General features: G+C 71.3%; 19 protein-coding genes and 2 riboswitches. Of the genes, 10 read left to right on the top strand and 9 right to left on the bottom strand.

What is annotated here, in order from left to right; translation table 11 throughout:
* Window positions 1-161 precede the first annotated feature (161 nt).
* Together ABEA93_RS07885 and ABEA93_RS07880 are read left to right on the top strand one after the other, a co-directional pair.
* On the top strand, window positions 162-1,448 hold the full coding sequence (locus ABEA93_RS07885) for a L,D-transpeptidase (protein ID WP_345674589.1): 1,287 nt from the start codon (window positions 162-164) through the stop codon (window positions 1,446-1,448).
* Window positions 1,449-1,680: 232 nt separating this feature from the next.
* Window positions 1,681-2,913: a L,D-transpeptidase gene (locus tag ABEA93_RS07880; protein ID WP_345674588.1), complete on the top strand. Its 1,233-nt coding sequence runs from the start codon at window positions 1,681-1,683 to the stop codon at window positions 2,911-2,913.
* A gap of 85 nt (window positions 2,914-2,998) precedes the next feature.
* On the opposite strand, the gene ABEA93_RS07875 is transcribed toward ABEA93_RS07880, so the two are convergent.
* From ABEA93_RS07875 to ctaE, 6 genes are all read right to left on the bottom strand, one after another.
* Entirely contained in the window at window positions 2,999-3,985 is a 987-nt protein-coding gene (locus ABEA93_RS07875) for a hypothetical protein (protein ID WP_345674587.1), read from the bottom strand.
* Between the two features lie 316 nt (window positions 3,986-4,301).
* Window positions 4,302-4,880 carry an RNA polymerase sigma factor gene (locus tag ABEA93_RS07870; protein ID WP_345674586.1) on the bottom strand — a complete coding sequence of 193 codons (579 nt, stop codon included), beginning with the start codon at window positions 4,878-4,880 and terminating at the stop codon, window positions 4,302-4,304.
* 145 nt (window positions 4,881-5,025) lie between these two features.
* Window positions 5,026-6,660, bottom strand: a complete 1,635-nt coding sequence (gene qcrB, locus ABEA93_RS07865) for a cytochrome bc1 complex cytochrome b subunit (protein WP_345674585.1) — start codon at window positions 6,658-6,660, stop codon at window positions 5,026-5,028.
* A complete protein-coding gene (qcrA, locus tag ABEA93_RS07860) occupies window positions 6,660-7,703 on the bottom strand; it encodes a cytochrome bc1 complex Rieske iron-sulfur subunit (RefSeq protein ID WP_345674584.1) in 1,044 nt (347 codons plus the stop codon). The genes qcrB and qcrA overlap by 1 nt, the downstream gene beginning before the upstream one ends.
* Before the next feature lie 14 nt (window positions 7,704-7,717).
* Entirely contained in the window at window positions 7,718-8,521 is an 804-nt protein-coding gene (gene qcrC / locus ABEA93_RS07855) for a cytochrome bc1 complex diheme cytochrome c subunit (protein WP_345674583.1), read from the bottom strand.
* Window positions 8,522-8,585: 64 nt separating this feature from the next.
* Window positions 8,586-9,206 carry an aa3-type cytochrome oxidase subunit III gene (ctaE, locus tag ABEA93_RS07850; RefSeq protein WP_345674582.1) on the bottom strand — a complete coding sequence of 207 codons (621 nt, stop codon included), beginning with the start codon at window positions 9,204-9,206 and terminating at the stop codon, window positions 8,586-8,588.
* 427 nt (window positions 9,207-9,633) lie between these two features.
* On the opposite strand from ctaE, the gene ABEA93_RS07845 reads away from it, so the two are divergent.
* The 4 genes from ABEA93_RS07845 to ABEA93_RS07830 all read left to right on the top strand — a co-directional run bounded on the left by ABEA93_RS07845 (window position 9,634) and on the right by ABEA93_RS07830 (window position 13,534).
* Window positions 9,634-10,041 (top strand): hypothetical protein, encoded by a 408-nt coding sequence (locus tag ABEA93_RS07845; RefSeq protein ID WP_345674581.1) that lies wholly within the window; start codon window positions 9,634-9,636, stop codon window positions 10,039-10,041.
* A 195-nt stretch (window positions 10,042-10,236) separates the two neighbouring features.
* On the top strand, window positions 10,237-10,656 hold the full coding sequence (locus tag ABEA93_RS07840) for a response regulator (RefSeq protein ID WP_345674580.1): 420 nt from the start codon (window positions 10,237-10,239) through the stop codon (window positions 10,654-10,656).
* Window positions 10,657-10,782: 126 nt separating this feature from the next.
* Window positions 10,783-11,865, top strand: coding sequence for an anthranilate phosphoribosyltransferase (trpD, locus tag ABEA93_RS07835; protein WP_345674579.1), 1,083 nt, complete (start codon window positions 10,783-10,785; stop codon window positions 11,863-11,865).
* A 94-nt stretch (window positions 11,866-11,959) separates the two neighbouring features.
* Window positions 11,960-12,074: riboswitch (SAM riboswitch) on the top strand.
* Window positions 12,075-12,121: 47 nt separating this feature from the next.
* On the top strand, window positions 12,122-13,534 hold the full coding sequence (locus ABEA93_RS07830) for an aminotransferase class V-fold PLP-dependent enzyme (RefSeq protein WP_345674578.1): 1,413 nt from the start codon (window positions 12,122-12,124) through the stop codon (window positions 13,532-13,534).
* Between the two features lie 53 nt (window positions 13,535-13,587).
* Here the strand turns inward: ABEA93_RS07830 and ABEA93_RS07825 are convergent, their stop codons facing one another.
* From ABEA93_RS07825 to ABEA93_RS07815, 3 genes are read right to left on the bottom strand one after another with little or no spacing between them, the layout of a single operon-like run.
* The gene (locus ABEA93_RS07825) at window positions 13,588-13,875 is read right to left on the bottom strand and encodes an Lrp/AsnC family transcriptional regulator (RefSeq protein ID WP_345674577.1); all 288 of its coding nucleotides are present in this window, start codon (window positions 13,873-13,875) and stop codon (window positions 13,588-13,590) included.
* A gap of 38 nt (window positions 13,876-13,913) precedes the next feature.
* Complete coding sequence (locus ABEA93_RS07820; protein ID WP_345674576.1) at window positions 13,914-14,780, bottom strand: rhomboid family intramembrane serine protease; 867 nt, start codon at window positions 14,778-14,780, stop codon at window positions 13,914-13,916.
* A 59-nt stretch (window positions 14,781-14,839) separates the two neighbouring features.
* Window positions 14,840-15,586 carry an exonuclease domain-containing protein gene (locus ABEA93_RS07815; protein ID WP_345674575.1) on the bottom strand — a complete coding sequence of 249 codons (747 nt, stop codon included), beginning with the start codon at window positions 15,584-15,586 and terminating at the stop codon, window positions 14,840-14,842.
* A 137-nt stretch (window positions 15,587-15,723) separates the two neighbouring features.
* Between ABEA93_RS07815 and ABEA93_RS07810 the strand changes: the two genes are divergently transcribed.
* From ABEA93_RS07810 to ABEA93_RS07795, 4 genes are all read left to right on the top strand, one after another.
* Window positions 15,724-15,969: a hypothetical protein gene (locus tag ABEA93_RS07810; RefSeq protein ID WP_345674574.1), complete on the top strand. Its 246-nt coding sequence runs from the start codon at window positions 15,724-15,726 to the stop codon at window positions 15,967-15,969.
* 401 nt (window positions 15,970-16,370) lie between these two features.
* Window positions 16,371-17,822, top strand: coding sequence for an NYN domain-containing protein (locus ABEA93_RS07805; RefSeq protein ID WP_425584872.1), 1,452 nt, complete (start codon window positions 16,371-16,373; stop codon window positions 17,820-17,822).
* 680 nt (window positions 17,823-18,502) lie between these two features.
* Window positions 18,503-18,660, top strand: a riboswitch (cyclic di-AMP (ydaO/yuaA leader).
* Between the two features lie 11 nt (window positions 18,661-18,671).
* A complete protein-coding gene (locus ABEA93_RS07800) occupies window positions 18,672-19,751 on the top strand; it encodes a C40 family peptidase (RefSeq protein WP_345674572.1) in 1,080 nt (359 codons plus the stop codon).
* Between the two features lie 90 nt (window positions 19,752-19,841).
* Window positions 19,842-21,245 (top strand): gluzincin family metallopeptidase, encoded by a 1,404-nt coding sequence (locus ABEA93_RS07795; protein WP_345674571.1) that lies wholly within the window; start codon window positions 19,842-19,844, stop codon window positions 21,243-21,245.
* Window positions 21,246-21,324: the final 79 nt, after the last annotated feature.

Raw genomic sequence — 21,324 nt, 5'->3', positions numbered from 1 at the left:
TGTGCCCGCGGGAGTTCCCGCGCAGGTCACAGACGATGCAGCCTGGTGTCACTGTTCTGTGACTGCGGAGGGATTCCTGCAACCTCTCTCGCTGACGCGACGTCAGAGAGAGTGCATAGGGAACGCAGCAGGTCTGCGCACGGGGAAGAGGGAGGGATCGCGTGCCCCGCATCACTGGAGCATCGCGTACAGGGGCCGCCAAATGGGCCGCAGGACTGCTGGTCGTGCCTCTGGTTCTGCTCACCGGATGTTCGTCCGGGGGCGGCAACGGGGGTTCGTCGGGCGGGGGCGGCACGACCGGGGGCTCGGGCGGTGACGGCAAGGGCGGGAAGGCGGCGCCGGCGGCGCTGAGCATCGCCCCGGCGGACGGCGCCAAGGCGGTCGAGACCGACGGCGCGCTGACCGTCTCGGCGACCGCGGGCAAGGTGACGTCCGTGACGGTCACCGACCCGAAGGGCAAGGCGATCGAGGGTGCCACGTCGCCCGACGGCACCAAGTGGACGCCGAAGATCCCGCTGGAGAACGCCACCAAGTACAGCGTCGCGGCCAAGGCGGCCAACGCCGACGGGGCCGAGGTCACCGCCAACAGCAGCTTCACCACGATCTCGGCGGACAAGACCTTCGAGTACTCGTACCGGCCGGACACGGACGACGGCGGCAAGCTCGGCGTCGGCACGATCATCTCGATCAAGTTCAACAAGGCCATCAAGGACAAGGCCGCGGTCGAGAAGCACTTGAGCGTCACCGCCGAGCCCGCGGTCGAGGGCTCGTGGAGCTGGCTCGAGGACCTCGACGGCAGCATGCGCGTCGACTACCGGCCGAAGGAGTACTGGAAGCCGGGCACCAAGGTGACGTGGCGCGCGGACCTGGACGGCGCCAAGTCCGGTGACGGCACGTACGGCACGCAGAACCGCGGCGGCGAGTTCACCATCGGCGACTCGATCGTCGCCACCGCGGACCTGGCCGACAAGCACATGGCGGTCAAGAAGAACGGCGAGGTGCTGTACGACCTCCCGATCTCCGCGGGCAGCAGCGAGAACCCGACGTGGACCGGCACCATGGTCGTCATGGACAAGGTCGACGGCATCGACATGAACTCCGAGACCGTCGGGCTGGGCACCGCCTACAACATGAAGGCCGTCCGGTACGCCGTGCACCTCACCACGTCCGGCACCTACACACACGCCGCGCCGTGGAACGACGGCAAGTTCGGCAAGGTCAACGGCAGCCACGGCTGCGTCGGCATGAGTACCGAGGACGCCGGCAAGTTCTTCAAGGCCGTCGGGTTCGGCGACGTCGTCGAGGTCATCAACGGCACCGAGAAGAAGGTCAAGGCCGGCAACGGCTTCGGCGGCTGGAGCGTGGACTGGGACACCTGGGTCAAGGGCAGCGCGCTGAACGCCGCGGGCCCGGCGGGCGCGCCCAGCGCGGCGCCGGCCGCTCAGTAAGGCAGCAGCCGGGTCCCGTGGACGGGGCTCGAGGGCGGGGCCGTTCCCTTCGGGGAGCGGCCCCTTCCGCTTGTTCCGGGTATGCCGGTTTTCCGCGCCCGACGCAAACGCTCCCGCGCAATAGTGTGATTTTTCCGCCCGGACGGGCGCATCGGACGCTCACGCGCGGCGCCCCGGGGTGAAGCTGGTCGGGTCAACGACCGCGCAGCAAACCCCCCGTGGGAGGTCCACGATGCGCAGGACGAAGGGCGGCCCACCCGCCCACGCGATAGCCGCCACCGCACTTGCCGCGGCCGCGGCCCTGGTGCTCGCCTCGTGCGGGTCGGGCGACGAGCCTGCGCCCAAGCCGACCGTCAGCACCGCCCGCGTCGGCATGACCCCCGGGGACGGCGCCGACGCGGTCGCCCCGGACAAGCCCGTCACGATCACGGTGGCCGGCGGCATCGTGGCGACTGCCACGGTCACCGCCGAGGACGGCTCGACGGTGACCGGCGCCTACCAGCCCGGCGGAGCCACCTGGACCACGACGGCGCCGCTCAAGTACGGCACCAAGTACACGGTCCAGGCCACCGGCGTGGACGCCCACGGGCTGCCGAGCCGCGGCACCGAGACCTTCACGACCCTCACCCCGCAGAGCCTGGTAGCGGCCTCCAAGGTCACCCCCGGCAAGGGCGACACGGTCGGCGTCGGCATGCCGATCAGCATCGAACTGGACCACGCCGTCGACGACCCCGCGGTCCGCGCGGCCGTCGAACGGCGTCTCAGCGTCAGCGCGTCGGTGCCGATCGAGGGCGCGTGGGGGTGGGTGGACGCCAAGACCGTCCGCTTCCGGCCCAAGGACTACTGGCCGGCCGGGACCAAGGTGAGCGTGTCCGGGAACCTGTACGGCGTGTCGTTCGGCAACGGCGCCTACGGCGCGGCCGGGACCACCACCGACTTCACCGTCGGCTCGGCGCTCGTCGCCACGGTGGACTCCGCGGCGCACGAGATGACCGTCGTGAAGGACGGCGAAGTCGTGCGCACGGTGCCGGTGACCACCGGCAAGCCCGGCTTCACCACACGGGCCGGGACCAAGGTGATCCTCGGCAAGGAAGAGCACGTGCTGATGGACGGCACGACCGTCGGCATCGCCGAAGGCAGCTCGGACGCGTACCGCTTGGACGTGTACTGGGCCACCCGGGTGACGTGGAGCGGCGAGTACCTGCACGCGGCGCCGTGGTCGGTCTCCTCGCAGGGCAGCGAGAACGTGAGCCACGGCTGCGTGGGCATGAGCACCGACAACGCGAAGTGGTTCTTCGGGATCTCGAACGTCGGCGACGTGGTCAAGGTCGTCAACACCGGCAGCGACAAGACGATGGAACTGAGCGGCAACGGCTACGGCGAGTGGAACTACTCGTGGGACGAGTGGCTCAAGACCAGCACCGTCGGCACCGTAACGACGGGAGCGCTCCCGGCGGACGCATGAGCAGGTGGTGACACGTCGGCCCCGTCCCTCGGAAGCGGGACGGGGCCGACGTCCGCGCGGGGCGGTGCGGCGGTTCGGGCCGGCTTCAGCGGTTCCCGGCCGCGCGGGTGAGCGCGGTGGCAAGCAGGTCGGGGGACAAGGCGTCGTGGAAGTCGCCGCTTTGCAGGTAGGCGAGGGTCACGACGGTCTTGCCGCTGCGGGCGAGGGCTTGGAAGCCGTGCGTGCCGGACCCGTTGTCCGCCTTCCACAGTTGGGCGTCGTCGGGGCCGGAGACGCGGCTGACCGAGGCGCCCGGTTGCGTGGTGGGGCAGTCGCGCAGGGCCGCAGCGAGGGTGTCCATGGCGGCTCGGGCGTCCTGCTCGGTGGCGAAGTCGGCGATGGTCTCGACGAAGGTGGCCGGGGGCGGGTTCCCGCCGAGTGCGTAGCTGGTTTCGGTCGTCGGGGTTGCCTGTGCGGCTCCCGCCCGGGGCAGGCAGAACACTCCGGGCGCGCCGACGGCGTCGGTGCGCGTGATTTCCCAGGAGATGCGCGGGGGGATCCACGTGCCGCCGGGGACGACGGGCAGGTCGGCCGTGGTGAGCGCCCGGGGATCGGCCGGGAAGCGCACGGAGATTTGCGGACAGGTCACAACGGGGGAAGCGAGCGGGCTGCCCGGCGGAAGCGAGGCCATGGTGGGCGGAGCGGCCTTCGTCGCGGTGGCGGCCGCGGTCGGCGGGGTCGGCGGCAGGGAAGGCGGTGGGATCGATGACGGCGTGATCGTGGGCTTCGGCTCCGTGGGGAACGGGGTGGCGGCGGAAGCGGTCGGTGGCGTTGGGGCCGCACCGCAGGATGCGGACGCGGACGGGCTTGCCGGGCCCGCCTGCGTGGCCCCGCGCTCGGGGCCTGCCGCCCACGTGATGCTCGCCGCGGTCACGGCCGCGCCGGCCACCACGGCCGTGCCGACCGCGATCCGGGTCCGGTGCCGCAACCGGGCGCCGCGGGCACGCGCTTCGTGGGCGGGGGAGAGGACGACGGCCTGGTCGAGTTCGTCGACGAGGTCGCGCAGACGGCGGTCAAGGTGGTCATCGGGCATCGTGGCCTCCGGAGAATCGGGCGGCGGGGCGGGGCGGGGCGGGGCGCGGCTGGTTGGGTGCGGGTGCGGTGTGGGCCGGGCGGAGGTGTCGGCTGTCGGTGGGTGCGTAGGCGAACTCGCGCGAAGCCCCCGTCCCACGCCGGAACCTCATGCACGAGCCACCTGACGAGAGCCGCGAGGGGCGGGCCCGCGCCCCGACATGCGCGCTCTGGGCCGCAGCGGCGAGTCGGCGCGGCAGTTCGTGAGGGCTCTCAGACGAGGAACGGCGGTGGGCGCCTCGGGGTGAGGCTTCTGCGCGCGGCGTCCTGTGGCGGCCTCACAGCGCCGTCCTGGTGCCGCCGCGCGGCCCCGCGGCCACCGGGGGCGGGGCGGTGTCCGCCAGCTGTTCGGCGAGGGCCTTGCGGGCGCGGGTGAGGCGGGTGCGGAGGGCGCCGGGAGTGCAGCCGAGTTCGCGGGCGACGGTTTCGGCGGGGAGGTCGTACAGGTGGAACAGGACGAGCGCGCGGCGTTGGTCCTTGGGGAGCTTCTGGAGGGCGCCGACCAAGGCGACGTGGTCGGGGCCGAGTTCCGGGGCGGCGTCGGGTGCGCCGTGGCGGCGGTGGGCCCGCAGGCGGTTGCGGGCCTTGCGCCACGCGCTGACCGCGAGGCGCTGGGCGACCACCCGGACCCACGCGGCCGGGTCGCCGCCCGCCACCACCGACGGCCACTTCGCCCACGCTCGCGCGTACGCCTCGTGCACGGCGTCCTCGGCGTCCGCCAGGTTGCCGGTCAGCGCGTACACCACCGCCACCAAGCGGCGGGCCGTCGCCGCGTAGAAGGCGTCGAAATCGGCCTGCGGGTCGTCGCGTTCCCGCGGCGGCGGGGCCGATCCGGCGCCGTCGGCGTGCTCCTGCATGCGGTCCCTGCCCCCTCGGCGATCCGTTGTCGTCGTATGCACGTGCGGGGGAGGGGGAGTGTTACACGCCGAAAGCCCGAGGGCCCCGCCGGATTCCGGCGGGGCCCTCGGGGCTGCTGATGTGGCGTCAGCGTGGCGGGGTTACTCAGTGATGGCCGTGGCCGCTGGTGATCTCCCGGTACTCCTCGGCGGTCGGCTTCTCGATCTGCTCCGAGAAGTACCAGCGCGACAGGCGCACCCGCAGCTTCTCGCCGACCTTGAGCTTGCGCGCAACGCCGTTCTCGTCGACGGCCGGCGGCAGCTCCGCGGGGGTGTGCTGCTCGTGCGCGGTGAGCACGTGCAGCTTCTCCGCGTCGAGCGGCTCGTGGACCTCGATGAACTCGCCGTGCGGCAGCTTCTTGATGACACCGGTCTCGCGGCCGTGCAGCACCTTGTCGCGGTCCCGGCGCTGGAGCGCCATCGCGATCCGGCGCGCCACCACGAAGGCGACGACCGGGGCGACGAAGAACAGCACGCGCATCGTCCACGTGATCGAGTTGATCGACAGGTGGAAGTGCGTGGCGATGATGTCGTTGCCACCACCGATCCACAGCACCGCGTACATCGCGATCCACGCCGCACCGAGGCCGGTGCGCACCGGCACGTTGCGCGGCCGGTCGAGGATGTGGTGCTCGCGCTTGTCGCCGGTCACCCAGGCTTCCAGCCACGGGTAGGCGGCGATGAACGTGAACATCACACCCGGTACCACGAGGGACGGGATCAGGACGTTCCAGCTGATCGTGTGGCCCCAGAGGTTGGTCTCCCAGTTCGGCATGATGCGCAGGGAGCCTTCGAGGAAGCCGATATACCAGTCGGGCTGGGAGCCCGCGGTGATCTGCCCCGGGTTGTACGGGCCGTACGACCAGATCGGGTTGATCTGCACCAGGCCGCCGAGCAGCGCCGTGATGCCGAAGACCACGAAGAAGAAGCCGCCCGCCTTCGCGGTGTAGACCGGCAGCAGCGGCAGGCCGACCACGTTCTTGTTGGTGCGGCCGGCACCCGGGAACTGCGTGTGCTTCTGGTAGAAGACCAGGATCAGGTGGACCGTCACCAGGCCGACCATGATGGCCGGGACCAGCAGCACGTGGATGGTGAACAGCCGCGGCACGATGTCGTGGCCGGGGAACTGCCCGCCGAACAGGAAGAACTGCAGGTAGGTGCCGACCAGCGGGATCGCCAGGACCACGCCTTCCGCGATGCGCAGACCCGTACCGGACAGCAGGTCGTCCGGGAGCGAGTAGCCGGTGAAGCCGTTCACCATCGCGAGAACCAGCAGCAGGAAGCCGAACAGCCAGTTCATTTCACGCGGCTTGCGGAACGCGCCGGTGAAGAAGATGCGGAACATGTGGACGAAGAGGGCCGACACGAAGATCAGCGCCGCCCAGTGGTGGATCTGGCGGATCGCCAGACCACCCCGGATGTCGAAGCTGATGTCCAGAGTCGACGCGTACGCCTCGGACATGTGGATGCCCTGCAGCGGGACGTACGACCCGGCGTAGACGACCTCTTCCATGCTGGGCTTGAAGAACAGCGTCAGCCAGACGCCGGTCAGCAGCAGGATGATGAAGCTGTAGAGCGCAACCTCACCCAGCATGAAGGACCAGTGGTCCGGGAAGACCTTGCGCAGGTTCTTCTTCGCGGCGCCGTAGATGCCCAGGCGCTCGTCGAAGTAGTCCACGGTCTTGGTGGCGGCGTTGTCCGGGATCTCCTCGGACGCCGCGCTGCTTGCGTGCACAGCCATCAGCCACGCTCCCAGAAGCTCGGGCCGACCGGCTCGGCGAAGTCACCGACGGCTTCGAGGAAGCCGGTGCGCTCGTTGACCGTGATCTTCAGCTGCGGCAGCGAACGCGCGGCCGGGCCGAAGACCACCGCACCGTCGTCGGCGAGGTCGAAGGTCGACTGGTGGCACGGGCAGAGCAGGTGGTGCGTCTGCTGCTCGTACAAGCCGATCGGGCAGCCCACGTGGGTGCAGATCTTCGAGTACGCCACGATGCCGTTGTACGACCACTCGAGCTGCTTCTTGGACTTGATCTCGTCCGGCTCGAGGCGCACCAGGAGGATGGCGGCCTTGCCCATCTCCTCCAGGTACTCGTGGTTGTCCTGGTCGAGACCCTCCGGCTTGCCCATGACGAGCGAGCCCTTGGTGATGTGCTCCGGACGGAGCGGCTTGCCGGTGTTCTCGTTGATGATCGTCGTGAGGCCGTTCTTGCCGTGCCGGCCCCAGAAGGTGTGGCGCAGCGCCACGCCCGGCAGCGGGCCGAGGTCGCGCAGCAGCACCACGCCGGACAGCGGGACCAGCGCCATGGCGCCGATCATCGTCCGGCGGATCAGCGGCCGACGGCCGATGACCGAGTCCGCGGCACCCTGCTGGAACTCGCGGATGGCCGCCTCGCGGTCCTCCGGGGAGGACTTGAGCTCGTGGCGCTCCTGGACGATCTCCTCGTCCGTCATCAGCGTGCGCGCCCAGTGGATCGCGCCGGCGCCGATGCAGAACAACGCGACACCGAGCGTGCAGCCCAGGGCCAGGTTGAGGGCGCCCACCTTCCCGAAGAAGAAGATGTCGATGATCTTGTACTTGTCGATGCTCACGTACGAGGCGATGAAGCCCGCAGTGGCCAGCATCGAGATCACGAACAGCAACGACACCTGGCGCTCGGCGCGCTTGGCGGCCTTCTCGTCGATGTCGGTGCGCCGCGGCTCGTGCGCCGGGAGGCCCGGGTCGGCGAACGGGTCGAGAGCCGCGGCCGAGGCGTGCGCGGCCTCCGGCAGCTTGTCCTCTGACATGTCCTGGTGGCTACTCACTTGTTCCTGGCCTTGGGGGTACGGGCGGCGATCCAGATGGCGGCGGCGATCACGATGCCGAGCCCGAACGTCCACACGAACAGACCTTCGGAGACCGGGCCGAGGCGGCCGAGACCGAGACCGCCCGGGTTCGGCTCGTCCTTCGTCACGCCGGTGATGTAGGTGACGATGTCCTTCTTCTGCTCCGGCGGCATGATCTGGTCGTTGAAGGACGGCATGTTCTGCGGGCCGGTCAGCATGGCCTCGTAGATGTGCTTGGGGTCGACGTCCTTCAGCGGCGGAGCGAACTTGCCCTCGGGCAGCGCGCCGCCCTCACCGGAGAAGTTGTGGCACTGCGAGCAGTTGGTGCGGAAAAGCTCGCCGCCCGCGGGGACGTTCCCGTTGAGCGCGTACTCTTCCGGCTTCGGCACCGCCGGGCCCGCGCCCAGCGACGCGATGAACGCGCCGATCTGGTCGGACTGGGCCTGGGTGTACGCGGTGGGCTTGCGGACGGCCTGGGGGCCCTGCTGCTGCAGCGGCATGCGGCCGGTCATGACCTGGAAGTCGACCGAAGCCGCACCCACGCCCACCAGGGACGGGCCGTCGCTCGTGCCCTGGCCGTTGAGGCCGTGGCAGCTGGAACAGCCGCTCAGGTACAGCTTCTTGCCCTCTTCGACGGCGATCGAGGAAGGGGCGTCCTCGGCCTGCGCCGACTTGGCGGGCGCGAACGCGGCGTACAGCCCCCCGGTCGCCGCGAGCGCGAAGAGTAGGACGACGATCGCCGCCAGGGGGTGGCGCCGTCGTGCGGAGAGCTTCTTCACCAAAAACCTCGGTTGGGTTCGTCGTTCTAGTCGGTCGGACCGGCGGGCCCGGAAACGCCTACGTCTACTTGATGAGGTAGATCGTGGCGAACAGCCCGATCCACACCACGTCGACGAAGTGCCAGTAGTACGAGACGACGATCGCGCTCGTGGCCTGCTGGTGCGTGAACCGCTTGGCCGCATACGTCCGCCCGAGAACGAGCAGGAACGCGATGAGGCCGCCGGTCACGTGCATGCCGTGGAAGCCGGTCGTCATGTAGAAGACCGAGCCGTAGGCGGCCGACGAGAGCGTCAGGCCTTCCTTGACCAGCTCGGTGTACTCGTACACCTGTCCACCGATGAAGATCGCGCCCATGATGAACGTGATCACGAACCACATGCGCAGCTTCTTGACATCGCCGCGTTCGGCCGCGAAGACGCCCAGCTGGCAGGTCAGGGAGGAGAGCACCAGGATCGTGGTGTTCACCGACGAGAACGGGACGTTCAAGAGCGAGCTGCTCTGATCCCATACCTCGGGTCCCTGGACCGACCGGATCGTGAAGTACATCGCGAACAGGGCCGCGAAGAACATCAGCTCCGACGCCAACCAGACGATCGTGCCGATGCTGACCAAGTTGGGGCGGTCGACCGCCCCGTGGGGCGCATGCCCGGTTTCTACTGCTGTTGCTGTCGCCACGGCCGCCATTATTGCGGTCGCCGGATCTGCCCGCGCTTCGGGGGGCATCCTTCGCTGAACGTGTCTGACGGCGGGTGCTGTTCCCGGGCGGCGAGATTCGTCCGAACGGGTGGCGAAGCCCTCCCTATAAGAGGGACGTTGCCCCCTGGCCGGGCGCGGTCCCGGCCGGCAGTGGGCGCCGGAACCGCAGGTCCGGGGGGTCCGCGCGGGAATTCCTTGATCCGTTCCGAGATCGTTCGCCGGCAATTCGGCGCGTCGAGTTGACGGACTGTGCGAGGGCGTCGGCAAATCCGTCGGTCACGCTGGGTGAATCTCGATCGGGTGAATCCCGTATCGGCACCGCCAGGGTTCGCCCGAACGAGGGAGGCGGCGGCGAACCCGGCCGGGAAACACGGGCAGGCGGAGCGCGCCGCGGAGGGGCGGGTAGCGTCGCGGCATGGCCATGGCAGGAATCGGGCGGTTCTTCCGCCGCCGGAGTGCGGACGCCGCACCCCCGCTCGTCGACGACGGCACGCTCGTCGTGGTCGGCGAGAGCTTCGACCCGGCGCGCGCGGACTCGGCGGTGCTCGCGGACCTGGCCGAAAAGGGCGTACAGGTCGAAGGTCGCGAACTGGTCCTTCGTCACGTCCTCCGGCTGCCGGACGCCGCCGCGGCGGCCGAGGCGGCCCGGCTGCTGGCCCCGGACGGCTGGACGGTCGCCCCCGGCCCCGACGGCGTCACGCATGCCGACCGGCAGCAGAAGGTCACCGCCCTCGAACTCGCTCGCGAACGCAGCCGCATGGCGGGACTCGCGCAGCGGCTGGGGGGCGACGCGGAGGGGTGGCTGCTGCTGGGGAGGGAGTGAGGGCGAGGCGCCCGGTCCGAATCGGGAAATATGTCCCGTTCATTGGCTCTTGCCCGCGCTCGCTTGTCGATCACGTGCTTGGAGTCCGTGATCCGCGAGGGGTAGCATCCGCGGTGTTGTAACGCGGATCACAGCGGGACCGCATCCGGGCTCCGGGCGGCGGACGCCGGCGGACGACGACCAGGGCAGGTGGCTATGGCGCACAGCGGCGACACCATGACCGTCCTCGTGTACAGCGACGACCGCAACACCCGGCAGAAGGTCATGCTCGCGCTCGGCCGGCGCCCCGCGGCGGACGTGCCGCGGCTGGAGTACTACGAGTGCGCGACCGAACCCGCGGTCATCGCCCGGATGGACAAGGGCGGCTACGACTTGGTGGTCCTCGACGGCGAGGCCGCGCCCGCCGGCGGGATGGGCATCTGCCGCCAGCTCAAGGACGAGGTCTACAACTGCCCGCCGGTGCTCGTGCTGGTCGGCCGCCCGCAGGACGCGTGGCTGGCGACCTGGTGCCGCGCCGACGCCGTGGTGTCGCATCCGCTCGACCCGGTCACCCTCGCGGCGTCCGCGGCGGGCTTGCTGCGGACCCGTGCCGCGGCCCGCACGCGCGCTTCCTGACCGGCCGACGCGCCTCGGGCGTGTCCGAGGCGCGCGCCGACCATCCTGCGGACACGCCGGAATGCGCTTGCCGCGCGCGGCTACGCTGAGTCCGACCTGATCGGACACGTCACGCGGGAGCGGACCATGAGCGCCTCGGCCTCGGCAGCGGTGAAGAGCACCAACCCCGGGCAGGGCCGGTCCTGGCCGGACGTCCTCACGGCGCTGATGCACGGCGAGGACCTCGACGCGCCGACCACCGCGTGGGCGATGGACCGCATCATGTCGGGCGAGGCGACGCCGGTGCAGATCGCCGGGTTCGTCGTGGCGCTGCGCGCCAAGGGCGAGACCGTCGAAGAGGTCACCGGCCTCGTCGACGCGATGTACGGGCACGCGGTCACCATCGAGGTGCCCGGTCCGATCGTCGACATCGTCGGCACCGGCGGCGACCGGGCCCGCACCGTCAACATCTCCACGATGTCCGCGATCGTGGTCGCCGGGACCGGCGCCACGGTCGTCAAGCACGGCAACCGGTCGGCGTCCTCCGCGAGTGGCGCGGCCGACGTCCTCGAAGCCCTCGGCGTGCGGCTGGATCTGACGCCGGAGCAGGTGGTGCGCACCGCCGTCGACGCCGGGGTCACGCTGTGCTTCGCGCAGCGCTTCCACCCTTCCCTGCGGCACGCGGCGCAGGCCCGCAGCGAACTCGGCGTGCAGACGACGTTCAACATCCTCGGCCCGCTGACCAATCCGGCGCGCGCGCCGCACGCCGCGGTCGGGGTGGCGGACCCGCGCATGGCGCCGCTGATGGCGGGTGTGTTCGCCCGGCGCGGCGCGTCGGCGCTGGTGTTCCGCGGCGACGACGGCCTCGACGAGCTGACCATCACCACCACGTCCAAGGTGTGGATCGCCCGGGACGGCGAGGTCCGCGAAGACCGGGTCGACCCGCGCGACTTCGGCATCGCGCAGGTGCCGATCGAGGCGCTGCGCGGCGGCGACGCGGCGCACAACGCCGGAGTCGTGCGGCAGCTGCTCGCGGGTGAGCGCGGCCCCGTCCGGGATGCCGTGCTGCTCAACTCCGCGGCGGCGCTGGCCTCCCTGCACCCGGCCGACGACACGCCGCTCGCCGAGCGGCTCGCGGACGGCATCGCCCGCGCGGCGGACGCCATCGATTCGGGCAAGGCCCAAGCGGCGCTCGACCGGTGGGTCGAGACCACGCGCTCCTTCGGCTGAACCCGTTTCACGCACCGGTATCGGCCGTCTCGCGATGCGGGACGGCCGATATCCGTGTTGAGCGGCCGCCGCTGATGGGGTAATAATCCTCCCAGGTCACGAGTGACAGCGTTTTGGCCCCGGCTTGCTGTCCGGCAACCCTCCTCCGCGGCGGGGTGCCCCGGGTGATGACCAGGCCGGACGCAACAGCGCTCCGGCAAGCGCGGACCCTCTCGACGCACTGGCATTCCGGGGTCCTCGACCCTGGAGGCTCGCCATGTCCGCTGTCGCTTTCGTCACCGAATCTTCCGTTTTCTCCGCTTCGGCCGACGGTGTGCTGCCCGCGCCGCTGCCGGTCGTCGGGCGCGACGTGCGGGTCCCGCTGGTCACCGGCGGCGACGCCGAATACGCGGCCCTCGACTACGCGGCCAGCGCGCCGTGTCTCCAGCGGGTGTGGGACGACGTGGCCGCGTACCTGCCGTACTACGGCAGCGTGCACCGCGGCGCCGGCTACCTGTCGCAGCTGTCCACGGACCTGTACGAGCAGAGCCGCGCCACCGTCGCCGGCTACCTGGACGCCCGCGCCGACGACGTCGTGCTGTTCACCCGCGGCACCACCGACTCCCTCAACCTGCTCGCCGCCGCGCTCCCGGCCGGCACCCGGGTGTTCGTGTTCGAGACCGAGCACCACGCGGCGCTGCTGCCGTGGCGCCGCACCGCCGACGTCACCCAGCTGCCCGCGCCCGGCAGCCCCGCCGAAGCGGTCGCCGCGCTCGACGCCGCCCTCGCCGCGAGCGACCCGGGCACGCCGCGGCTGGTGTGCGTGACCGGCGCGTCCAACGTCACCGGCGAGCTGTTCCCGGTCGCCGAACTCGCCGCCACGGCGCACCGGCACGGCGCGCGCATCGTGCTGGACGCCGCGCAGCTCGCGCCGCACCACAAGGTGTCGCTCGCCGGGCTCGACGTGGACTGGGTCGCCTTCTCCGGCCACAAGCTGTACGCGCCGTTCGGCGCGGGCGTGCTGGCCGGGCGCGGCGACTGGCTCGCGGAGGCCGAGCCGTACCTGGCGGGCGGCGGCGCGAGCAAGACCGTGACCGCGGACGCCGTGGAGTGGAACGACGGTTCGGCCCGGCACGAGGCCGGTTCGCCGAACGTCGTCGGCGCCTACGCGATCGCGTCGGCGTGCCGCGCGCTCGACGAGGCCGGCCTGGAGGGTCTCGCCGCGCGCGAGGGAGCGCTGCTGGCGCGGCTGCGCGCCGGGCTCGCGGACATTCCCGAGGTGCGCACGCTCGACCTGTTCGGTCCCGAGTCGGCGCGCGTCTCGGTGCTGTCGTTCGTGGTGGAGGGGTGGAACAGCTCGCGGTTCGCCGCCGCACTGTCCGCGGAGTACGGCATCGGCGTCCGCGACGGCCTGTTCTGCGCGCACCCGCTGGTGCGCAAGCTCCTCGGCGGCCGCTCGGACGCGCCCACCGAGTGCGGTGCGCCGGACGCGCCCGCGGGGGAGCAGAACCTCAACGCGATCCGGGTGAGCTTCGGGGCGGGTACGCCCGAGGAGCACCTCGACCGGTTCGTCGCCGCGGTGCGCGAACTGGTCGCACGCGGGGCGCGGTGGACGTACCGCACGGACGGCGGGCGCTGCGTGCCCGAGGCCGACCCGCGGGGCCCGGTGTCCGCGGCGGCGCTGGGCTGAAATCCGGGCGCCGCCGGGCCGCCGGGCCGGTAGGCCGGGTTGGGCCGGTCGGTCTAGAAGCCGTCGTCGAGGCCGATGGCGAAGGCCGCTTCCAGGTCGTGCTTGGAGTAGGTGCGGAACGCGATGTGCGTTTCGGTGTGCACGACGCCCGGCACCTTGTTCAGGCGCCCCGGGATGACGTCCGCCAGTTCGTCGTGCTCGCGCACCCGCACCATGGCGACCAGGTCGAACTCGCCGGTCACCGAGTACACCTCACTGACGCCGTCGATCGCGGCGATCGCCTCGGCGATCTCCGGAATGCGGTCGACGCCTGCCTTGACGTGCACGATCGCGGTGATCACAGCGGCGGCCTCTCGTGGGACGGAACGGGAGTACGAGCCTACCGGGGCGGATCACCCGGCTGGATGACCGGCGCGGCAGGCAGGGTGGGCGCCCCCGCGAACGAGCTTTCGTGCACGACCGGGACGCGTTTGCCGCGGTCGGGGTGCCGGTCGCGGTGGTACAGCGCCCACGCGTAGCAGAAGCCCGCGGCGAAGCCGACCAGGTGCGCGGCATAGGCGACGTTGGCTTCGCCGTTGACACCGATGCCCCGGAAGTACAGCCACTGCAGCACGAAGTAGAAGCCCAGCACGAGCCACGCCGGGAACCGCAGCGGAAGGAAGAGGAGCAGCGGCACCAGGCTCGTCACGCGCGCCTTCGGATAGAGATAGAGGTAGGCGCCGAGCACCGCGGACACCGCGCCGGACGCGCCCACCAGCGGCTGGTGCGAGCCGGGATTGAGTAACGCGAAGCCGTAGGTGGCGAGATATCCGGCCACCAAAAAGAAGATCGCGAAGTGCGCGCGCCCCATCCGGTCTTCGACGTTGTTGCCGAAGACGTAGAGATAGAGCATGTTGCCGATGAGGTGCACCCAGCCGCCGTGCATGAACATCGCGAACAGCACCGTCAGTGCGGGGATCTTGTCCGGATCCGCGCGGTCCCGGCAGGTGATCGGGCCGTGGTCGGTGGGGACGGTCGCGGGCGGGGCGACGATGCGGCCGTCGCCGACGAGTTCGCTCGGCACCGCGCCGTACTCGTAGTAGTAGCGGCTCTCCGCACACACCTGCGCCTCGGGGCTGCCGAACCGGGCGCCGCCGAACCCGGACAGCGGGCTCATGAGGAAGATCAGGGCGTTCAGTGCGATCAGCGCGTAGGTGACCACCGGGGTCCGGCGGGCCGGAAGCTGGTCGTGCACGGGGATGAGCATGAGCCTATCGTCAGGTATTGATAGGTATTGCCCTGTTATGCCCCGGCGGGGGAAGGGGCTCAGACCAGGCCAGGTTCACCCGGATGGCCGGTGCATTGGAGCAGACCCGAAAGATCGTGCACGCCCGCGCGCCGCAACCGGTCGATCAGCGCCCGCAGGATGTGCGCCGTCGCGCGAGCGTCGCCTATTGCCCGGTGGTCGGCGGGCGCCGGAGCCTCGAAGAGGCGTGCCAGCGTGCCGAGTTTGTAGCTGCCCACTTCGCCGCGCGACACCAGCGTGCGGGCCAGCTCCAGGGTGTCCACCACGACCAGATGCGGCCACGGCTCCCCGCACGACGCGCAGGCCGCCCTCAGGAAGCCCACGTCGAACGGCGCGTTGTGGGCGACCAGCACCGCGTCACGGGCGAACTCCCGGAACGCGGGCAGCACGTGCTTCAGCGGCGGGGCCCCGGTGACCATCGCGTCCGATATCCCGGTCAGCGACGTGATGAACGCCGGGACCGGCACACCCGGCGCGACCAGCGTCGCGAACTCGGCCAGCACGTCCCCGCCGCGCAGCCGCACCGCGGCGATCTCGGTGATCCGGTCCGACTCCGGGTCCAGCCCCGTCGTCTCCAGGTCCACCACCACGAACACCTGGCGTTCGAGGGGCGCGTCGGGATCCCACCCGGCGGACGTTTTTCGCGCCGGGCGCGCCGGAACGGTAACGTCCCGCGCGGGCCCGCCGGACCACGGCGGCGCCGCATCACGCGACCCGGGCAGCGACACGGACTGCGGCACGAAGGGGTCGGGCACCTGGCTGCTCATGCCTCGGACGGTACGGATCCGCCCTGACACGGGCGCAGGCACCCCTCCCGGACGGCGCGCCGGTCCGGCCGCGCGGGATGATGGTGTGCGAGACCCCGATTGGGATCAGACCCGATTCAGATCTGAGAGGAACGTGCATGTCGGTCCCGGCCCCCACCGAGGCGACCCGGTGGCGCTGCTCGCTGTGCGGCAACCTGACGAGGTTCGACGTGACCCGGACGACCCGGGCGGTGGAATTCGTCCACCTCGACCTCGCGGGTGAGCCCCGGGTCGACGAGCGCGAGGTGCTCGAGGACACGATCGAGTCGGTGCGCTGCCGGTGGTGCAACGCCACCGACTCCGTGCAGCTGGTCCCGCGGCCGGGAACCGACGAGAAGAGCTGATCCCGACCGGACCGGTGCCGGGCGCTCCGGCTTGTGCATCGGTTCGGCATCGGCACGGGGAGGCGTGTCCGCCCGCGATGGCGGGCACGCCATGATCAGGAGCACGTTCGAGCCGACCCGGGGCGGGGAGACCGGGCGGAGACGCAACCGGAGGACCAGTGGGCGAGTCGGACACACGCGCGGACTACACAGCCCGCCCCTCCGCCGAGCCCTGGCCCGCTGCCGATGTCACCCCGCCGGGCCACGGTGGGGGCATGCACTCCGCACCCAACGGCGCAGCCCGGCCGCCGCATGCCGCCGCGCCGTCGGCCGAGGCTCCGGGGCACGCGAGCGGAGGCCGCGCGGCTGCCGAGGCAGCCGCCGGCGGCCACGACCGCGGTCCCCGGCACGGGCGTTCCGGTGTGCAAGGTGCGGAGCCCACCCCGATTCCCGATGCGGCTCGCGCCGCCGACGCGGCCGAGAGCGGTGGCCCGGCGCCCCGGTCCGCTGCCACGGCTTCCGGCGGTCCGGGCCCCGACGGCTCTCGCGGGTCGCGTTCCGAGGCGGAAGCCCCCCACGGCCCCCTTCCCGACGGTGTCCGGCAGCGGGTCATCGCGTTGGCCGCGGACGGACTCGGGGCCATGCCGCCCGACGAGATCCCCGTCCCGCTGCGGCAGTTCGCGCGGTTCACCCCCAGCCGGCGCGCCAAGCTGGCCGCCACGCCGCTGGCGGGCGTGCTCGAGAACGACCCCGTCTTCCGGCAGCGGATAGCGGAACGCCTGCGCCGCGCGCTGCCCGACCTCGCCGCCGCGCTGGAATCCGGGCGGCCCCCGGCCGCCGCCGACCCGCTCGACGTCGCCGCCGCCGCGTACCTGCTGCGGCCGCCCGGCTGGGTCACCCTGCTCGACACCGCCGGCCAAGCCGCCGAGAAGGCCGCACACGACCGGGCCGGCGCCGAACAGGCCGCCGTCGTCGCGCGTCTGGAATCCGAACTGGCCGCCCTGCGCGCCTCCACGAAGTCCGAGCACGACAAGGTCCGCGCCGAACTCGACGAGGCCCGCAAGGAGACCGAGCAGCTGCGCCGCCAAGTCCGGGGCCTGCAAGGCGCCGCGAAGCACGCCGAGAAAGAGGCCAAGCACGCCAAGTCCGAACTGGACGCGGTGCGCGCCGAAGCCCAGGCCTCGGTGGCCGCCGCGGACAAGGAGGCCCGGCGGCTGCGCGGCCGGGTGTCCGAGGCCGAGTCGGCGCTGGAAGCCAGCCGCCGCGCCGCGCGTGAAGGCCGCAGCATGGAGGACACCCGGGTCCGCCTGCTCCTCGACACCGTGCTCGAAGCCGCCCAGGGGCTGCGGCGCGAACTCGCGCTGCCGCCGGTCGGCATCCGGCCCGCGGACACCGTCGACGCGGTCGAGCCCGAGGCATCCGGCACGAAAGACATTGCCCAGCGCGCTTTGGAAGGCGACGACCCGGCACTTCTTGATCAACTTCTTGCATTGCCGCAGGCACATTTGGTCATCGACGGCTACAACGTGACCAAGACCGGTTATCCCTCGCTCGCATTGTCCGAGCAGCGGGTGCGGCTGCTCGGCGGACTCGCGGTGATCGCCGCGCAGACCGGCTGCGAGATCACCTGCGTTTTCGACGGCGCACAGCTCGACGCGCCGGTGCTGCTCGCCCCGCCGCGCGGCGTCCGGGTGCGGTTCAGCAAGGCCGGCGAGACGGCGGACGAATTGATCCGCCGCCTGGTCCGCGCCGAGCCGCCGGGCCGCCCGGTGGTCGTGGTGTCGTCCGACCGCGAGGTCGCGGACGGCGTGCGCCGGGCGGGCGCGCGGCCGGTGCCCTCGACGATGCTGCTGCGCCGGCTCGCCCGCGGCTGACCCCGCCCCCGCGGGCGCCCCTTCGCCCGCGGATTGCCGCCCGAACGTGGTCGACCTGTGACGTTGTGTCGGTCACCCTCCCTACCGTGGGTGCGGAAGGTGCTTTTCGGAACGCAACGGGAGGGGTGGCCGACCATGCGGATCTGCTGCCGTACGTGCCGTGCCCGCGGACCGGCGTGCGGAGAATGCGTTATATCGACATTTCTTCGCACGCCCGAGGAAAAGTCGGACTTTTCGCACGTTTCTTCGGAATCCGGCGGCGGCTGCCCGCGCCCGCCGCGCGGAAATACATCCGGTTTCGACCGGTGTGTCGACCTTGACGAAGAATCCCTCGACGCCCTCGCGGTGCTCGCCGACGCGGGCCTGAGCCCTCCGCTCCGGTACCGGGACCGCCGCCCGAAACGACGCTCCGGCAGTCGAGAAAACCGCACGTCCGACGGTGTTTCGGGGGCTCGCGGAGAGTCCGGGACCGGGGTTTCCGGGCCTTCCGGAACACGCCCGAATGCGTCCGGAAAATATGAACAGATGGTCGCCCTGTGATCACCATCCGTGGATCTCGCCGAGTTAATCCCGGGAGATCCGGTAAAACTTTGCGGATTGATTTGAATACGGGCTTGCGCAGTCACTAATGTCTCGGGCTGGGTGACCGCCGAGTCGTCCGCCTTGACCGGGGCGGGCAGCGGACACCCCCGCCGAATCCGGCGAGGTCTCTTCCGGACCGACCCGGAGCCGGGGAACCACCGTTCCCTGGGGTGAATCGGCGCGGTCCGCCGCGCTGTAGGGCCCGCTTCCGGCCCGAACCCGTCAGCTCACCCGGTAGGCGGCGACGGAAGAAGGAGTCCGCCCCTCGTGGCGTCCCACCGACGGCCCAAGAAACCTGGCAAAGCGCGCGTCGGCGTCATCACCGCCGCCGCCGCGACCGCGGTAGCCCTGTCCCCGGGAATGAGCCACGCCGACCCGGCACCGTCCAAGGACCAGGTCAAGGCGCAGATCAACGACCTTCAGCACCAGGCGGAGATCGCCACCGAGGAGCTGAACGGTTTCCAGGAGAAGACCGAGCAACTGCAGGGCCAGGTCGGGCAGATCCAGGAGCGCATCGCCCAGGAGCAGTCGGACCTCATCTCGCTGCAGGACAGCATGGGCGCGGTCGCCAGCGCGCAGTACAAGAACGCGGGCATCGACCCGACGATCGCGCTGCTGCTGTCCGAGAAGCCCGACGACTACCTGCGCAAGGCGTCGCAGCTCGACCAGATCACCGCGCACCAGGCCGACTCGATCCAGGCGATCCAGGCCAAGAAGCGCTCGCTCGACCAGGAGCGCAGCGAGGCGTCGCAGAAGCTCGGCGAGCTGGAGCAGACCCGCAAGAACCTCACGACCAAGAAGTCCGAGGTCGAGGAGAAGCTGCAGAAGGCGCAGCAGCTCCTCAACACGCTGAGCGAGGCCGAGCGCGCCGCGATGCTCGCGGACGACGGCCACGGCGACGACGCCCGCGCGTCGCGCGACGACTCCCGCTCACCGAGCACGCCGACGGCCAAGGCGACGCAGAAGGAGACGCCGCCGGTCGACATCCCGGCGGTCAGCGGCCGGGCCGGCGCGGCGATCGCCGCAGCCCGGGCGCAGCTCGGCAAGCCGTACGTGTACGGCGCCACCGGCCCCAGTTCCTTCGACTGCTCGGGCCTCACCGGCTGGGCCTGGCGCCAGGCCGGCGTCTCGCTGCCGCGCACCTCGCAGGGCCAGGCCGGGATCGGCCCGAACATCCCGAAGAGCCAGGTGCAGCCGGGCGACCTGATCATCTACTACAGCGGCTACTCGCACGTCGCGATCTACATCGGCAACGGGCAGATCATCCACGCGCCGAAGCCGGGCACCAACGTGCGCGTCGCGCCGTGGGACTCGATGCAGATCACCAAGATCGTCCGCCCCTCCTGACCCGTGCGGCCGACCGGTTCGCCGGTCGGCCGTTCCCTCGTCCGCCGGACTCGGCAGGTGCGGCCCCCGTTGGTCTCGTACGATCGGTCCGTGGACGACCGGAGCCTGTGGCTGCGACGAATCCCGCGGTGGCTCCTGGTACTCGTGGCGGTGACCGCCGCGATCCTGATAGGCGTCACCCTGGGACTCGTCGGCATGGGCCCGGGCCGCGGAACGGCTCACCCGCCCGCCGCGCCGGCCGCGCCGAGCGTGTCGGCCCAGGCCGAAGCCCGCGGTGCGGGGCACCCGGCCGGGCAGGAGGAACGGGCCGACGCCCGCCGGAACGACGTCGGGCATCTGCTCGACCGCCGGGCCGCCGCGATACGCGCGCACGACCGCGCCGCGTTCCTGGCCACGGTCGATCCGCGCGCCACACCGTTCCGGGACCGCCAGGCGGCCCTCTTCGACAATCTGGCACAGGTGCCGCTGGCGTCGTGGGATTACCAGGTCGTGGCGCCCGACGTGTTCACACTGACCCCGGCGCGGCAGGCGGAGCTGGGCGGCGACCAGACGTACGCCGCACAGGTCGATCTGACGTACCGCATCGCGGACCTGGACGGCACGCCGATGCGCAGCCCGCAGTACCAGACCTTCGTCAAGCGCGACAACGCCTGGTACGTCGCGGCCGACACCGACGGCGCCACGGCCGACCTCACCTCGGGCGTCAACCTGTGGGACCTGGGCCCGGTGACGGTGCTCAAGAGCAGCGCGGGGGTCGTGCTCGGCATCGGCAACAAGAACGACCTCAAGGCCTACCAGCACGACATCGAGACCGCGGTGCCCGACGTGACCAAGGTCTGGGGCAGCTCCTGGGCGAGCAACTCCGTCGTCGTGGTGCCCGCGGACGAGGCGCAGATGGCGCGCCTGCTGGGGGCCGAGCCGCAGAAGTACGCGCGTATTGCCGCGGTGACCACCGGCGAGCGCGGCGCGGCGGCGGGTGCGGCGCCCGCGGACCGGGTCATCGTCAATCCGGAGGCGTTCCGCGAGCTGGGCGCGGTGGAGCGGCGCGTCGTCATGACGCACGAGATCACCCACGTGGCCAGCCGGGCGTACACCCGGAACTGGACGCCGACGTGGCTGTCCGAGGGCTTCGCCGACTACATCGGCTACCTGGACTCCGGTCAGCCGGTCCGGAACGCCGCGCCGGAGCTGCGGCGCGACGTGCGGGACGGCAAGATCCCGACCGGGCTGCCGACCGACGAGCAGTTCGAGACCACGCAGGACGAGTTGCCGCAGGCTTACGAGATGGGCTGGCTGGCGTGCCGCATGATCGCCGAGCGGTGGGGCCAGGACAAACTGGTCGCGTTCTACCGCGCGGTCGGCGAGCCCGCGCCGGACGGCGCGAAAGTCGACCAGGACAGCCGCCTGTCCGGCGCGATGGTGTCGGTGCTGGGCATGGGCCCGGACGAGTTCACCAAGACGTGGGTGCAGTACGTGCGGATGCAGCTGAAGTGACGTGCCGAGCGACCGGTGCCGACACCGGTGCGGCGACCTGCTCGGCGACCTGCTCGGCGACCTGCGGAGTGACCCTGAC

Source organism: Yinghuangia aomiensis (assembly GCF_039542225.1).
GTDB classification, from domain to species: Bacteria; Actinomycetota; Actinomycetes; order Streptomycetales; family Streptomycetaceae; genus Yinghuangia; species Yinghuangia aomiensis.
The sequence above is the reverse complement of the archived record's forward strand: the minus strand, read 5'-3'. Positions and strand labels throughout refer to the sequence as shown.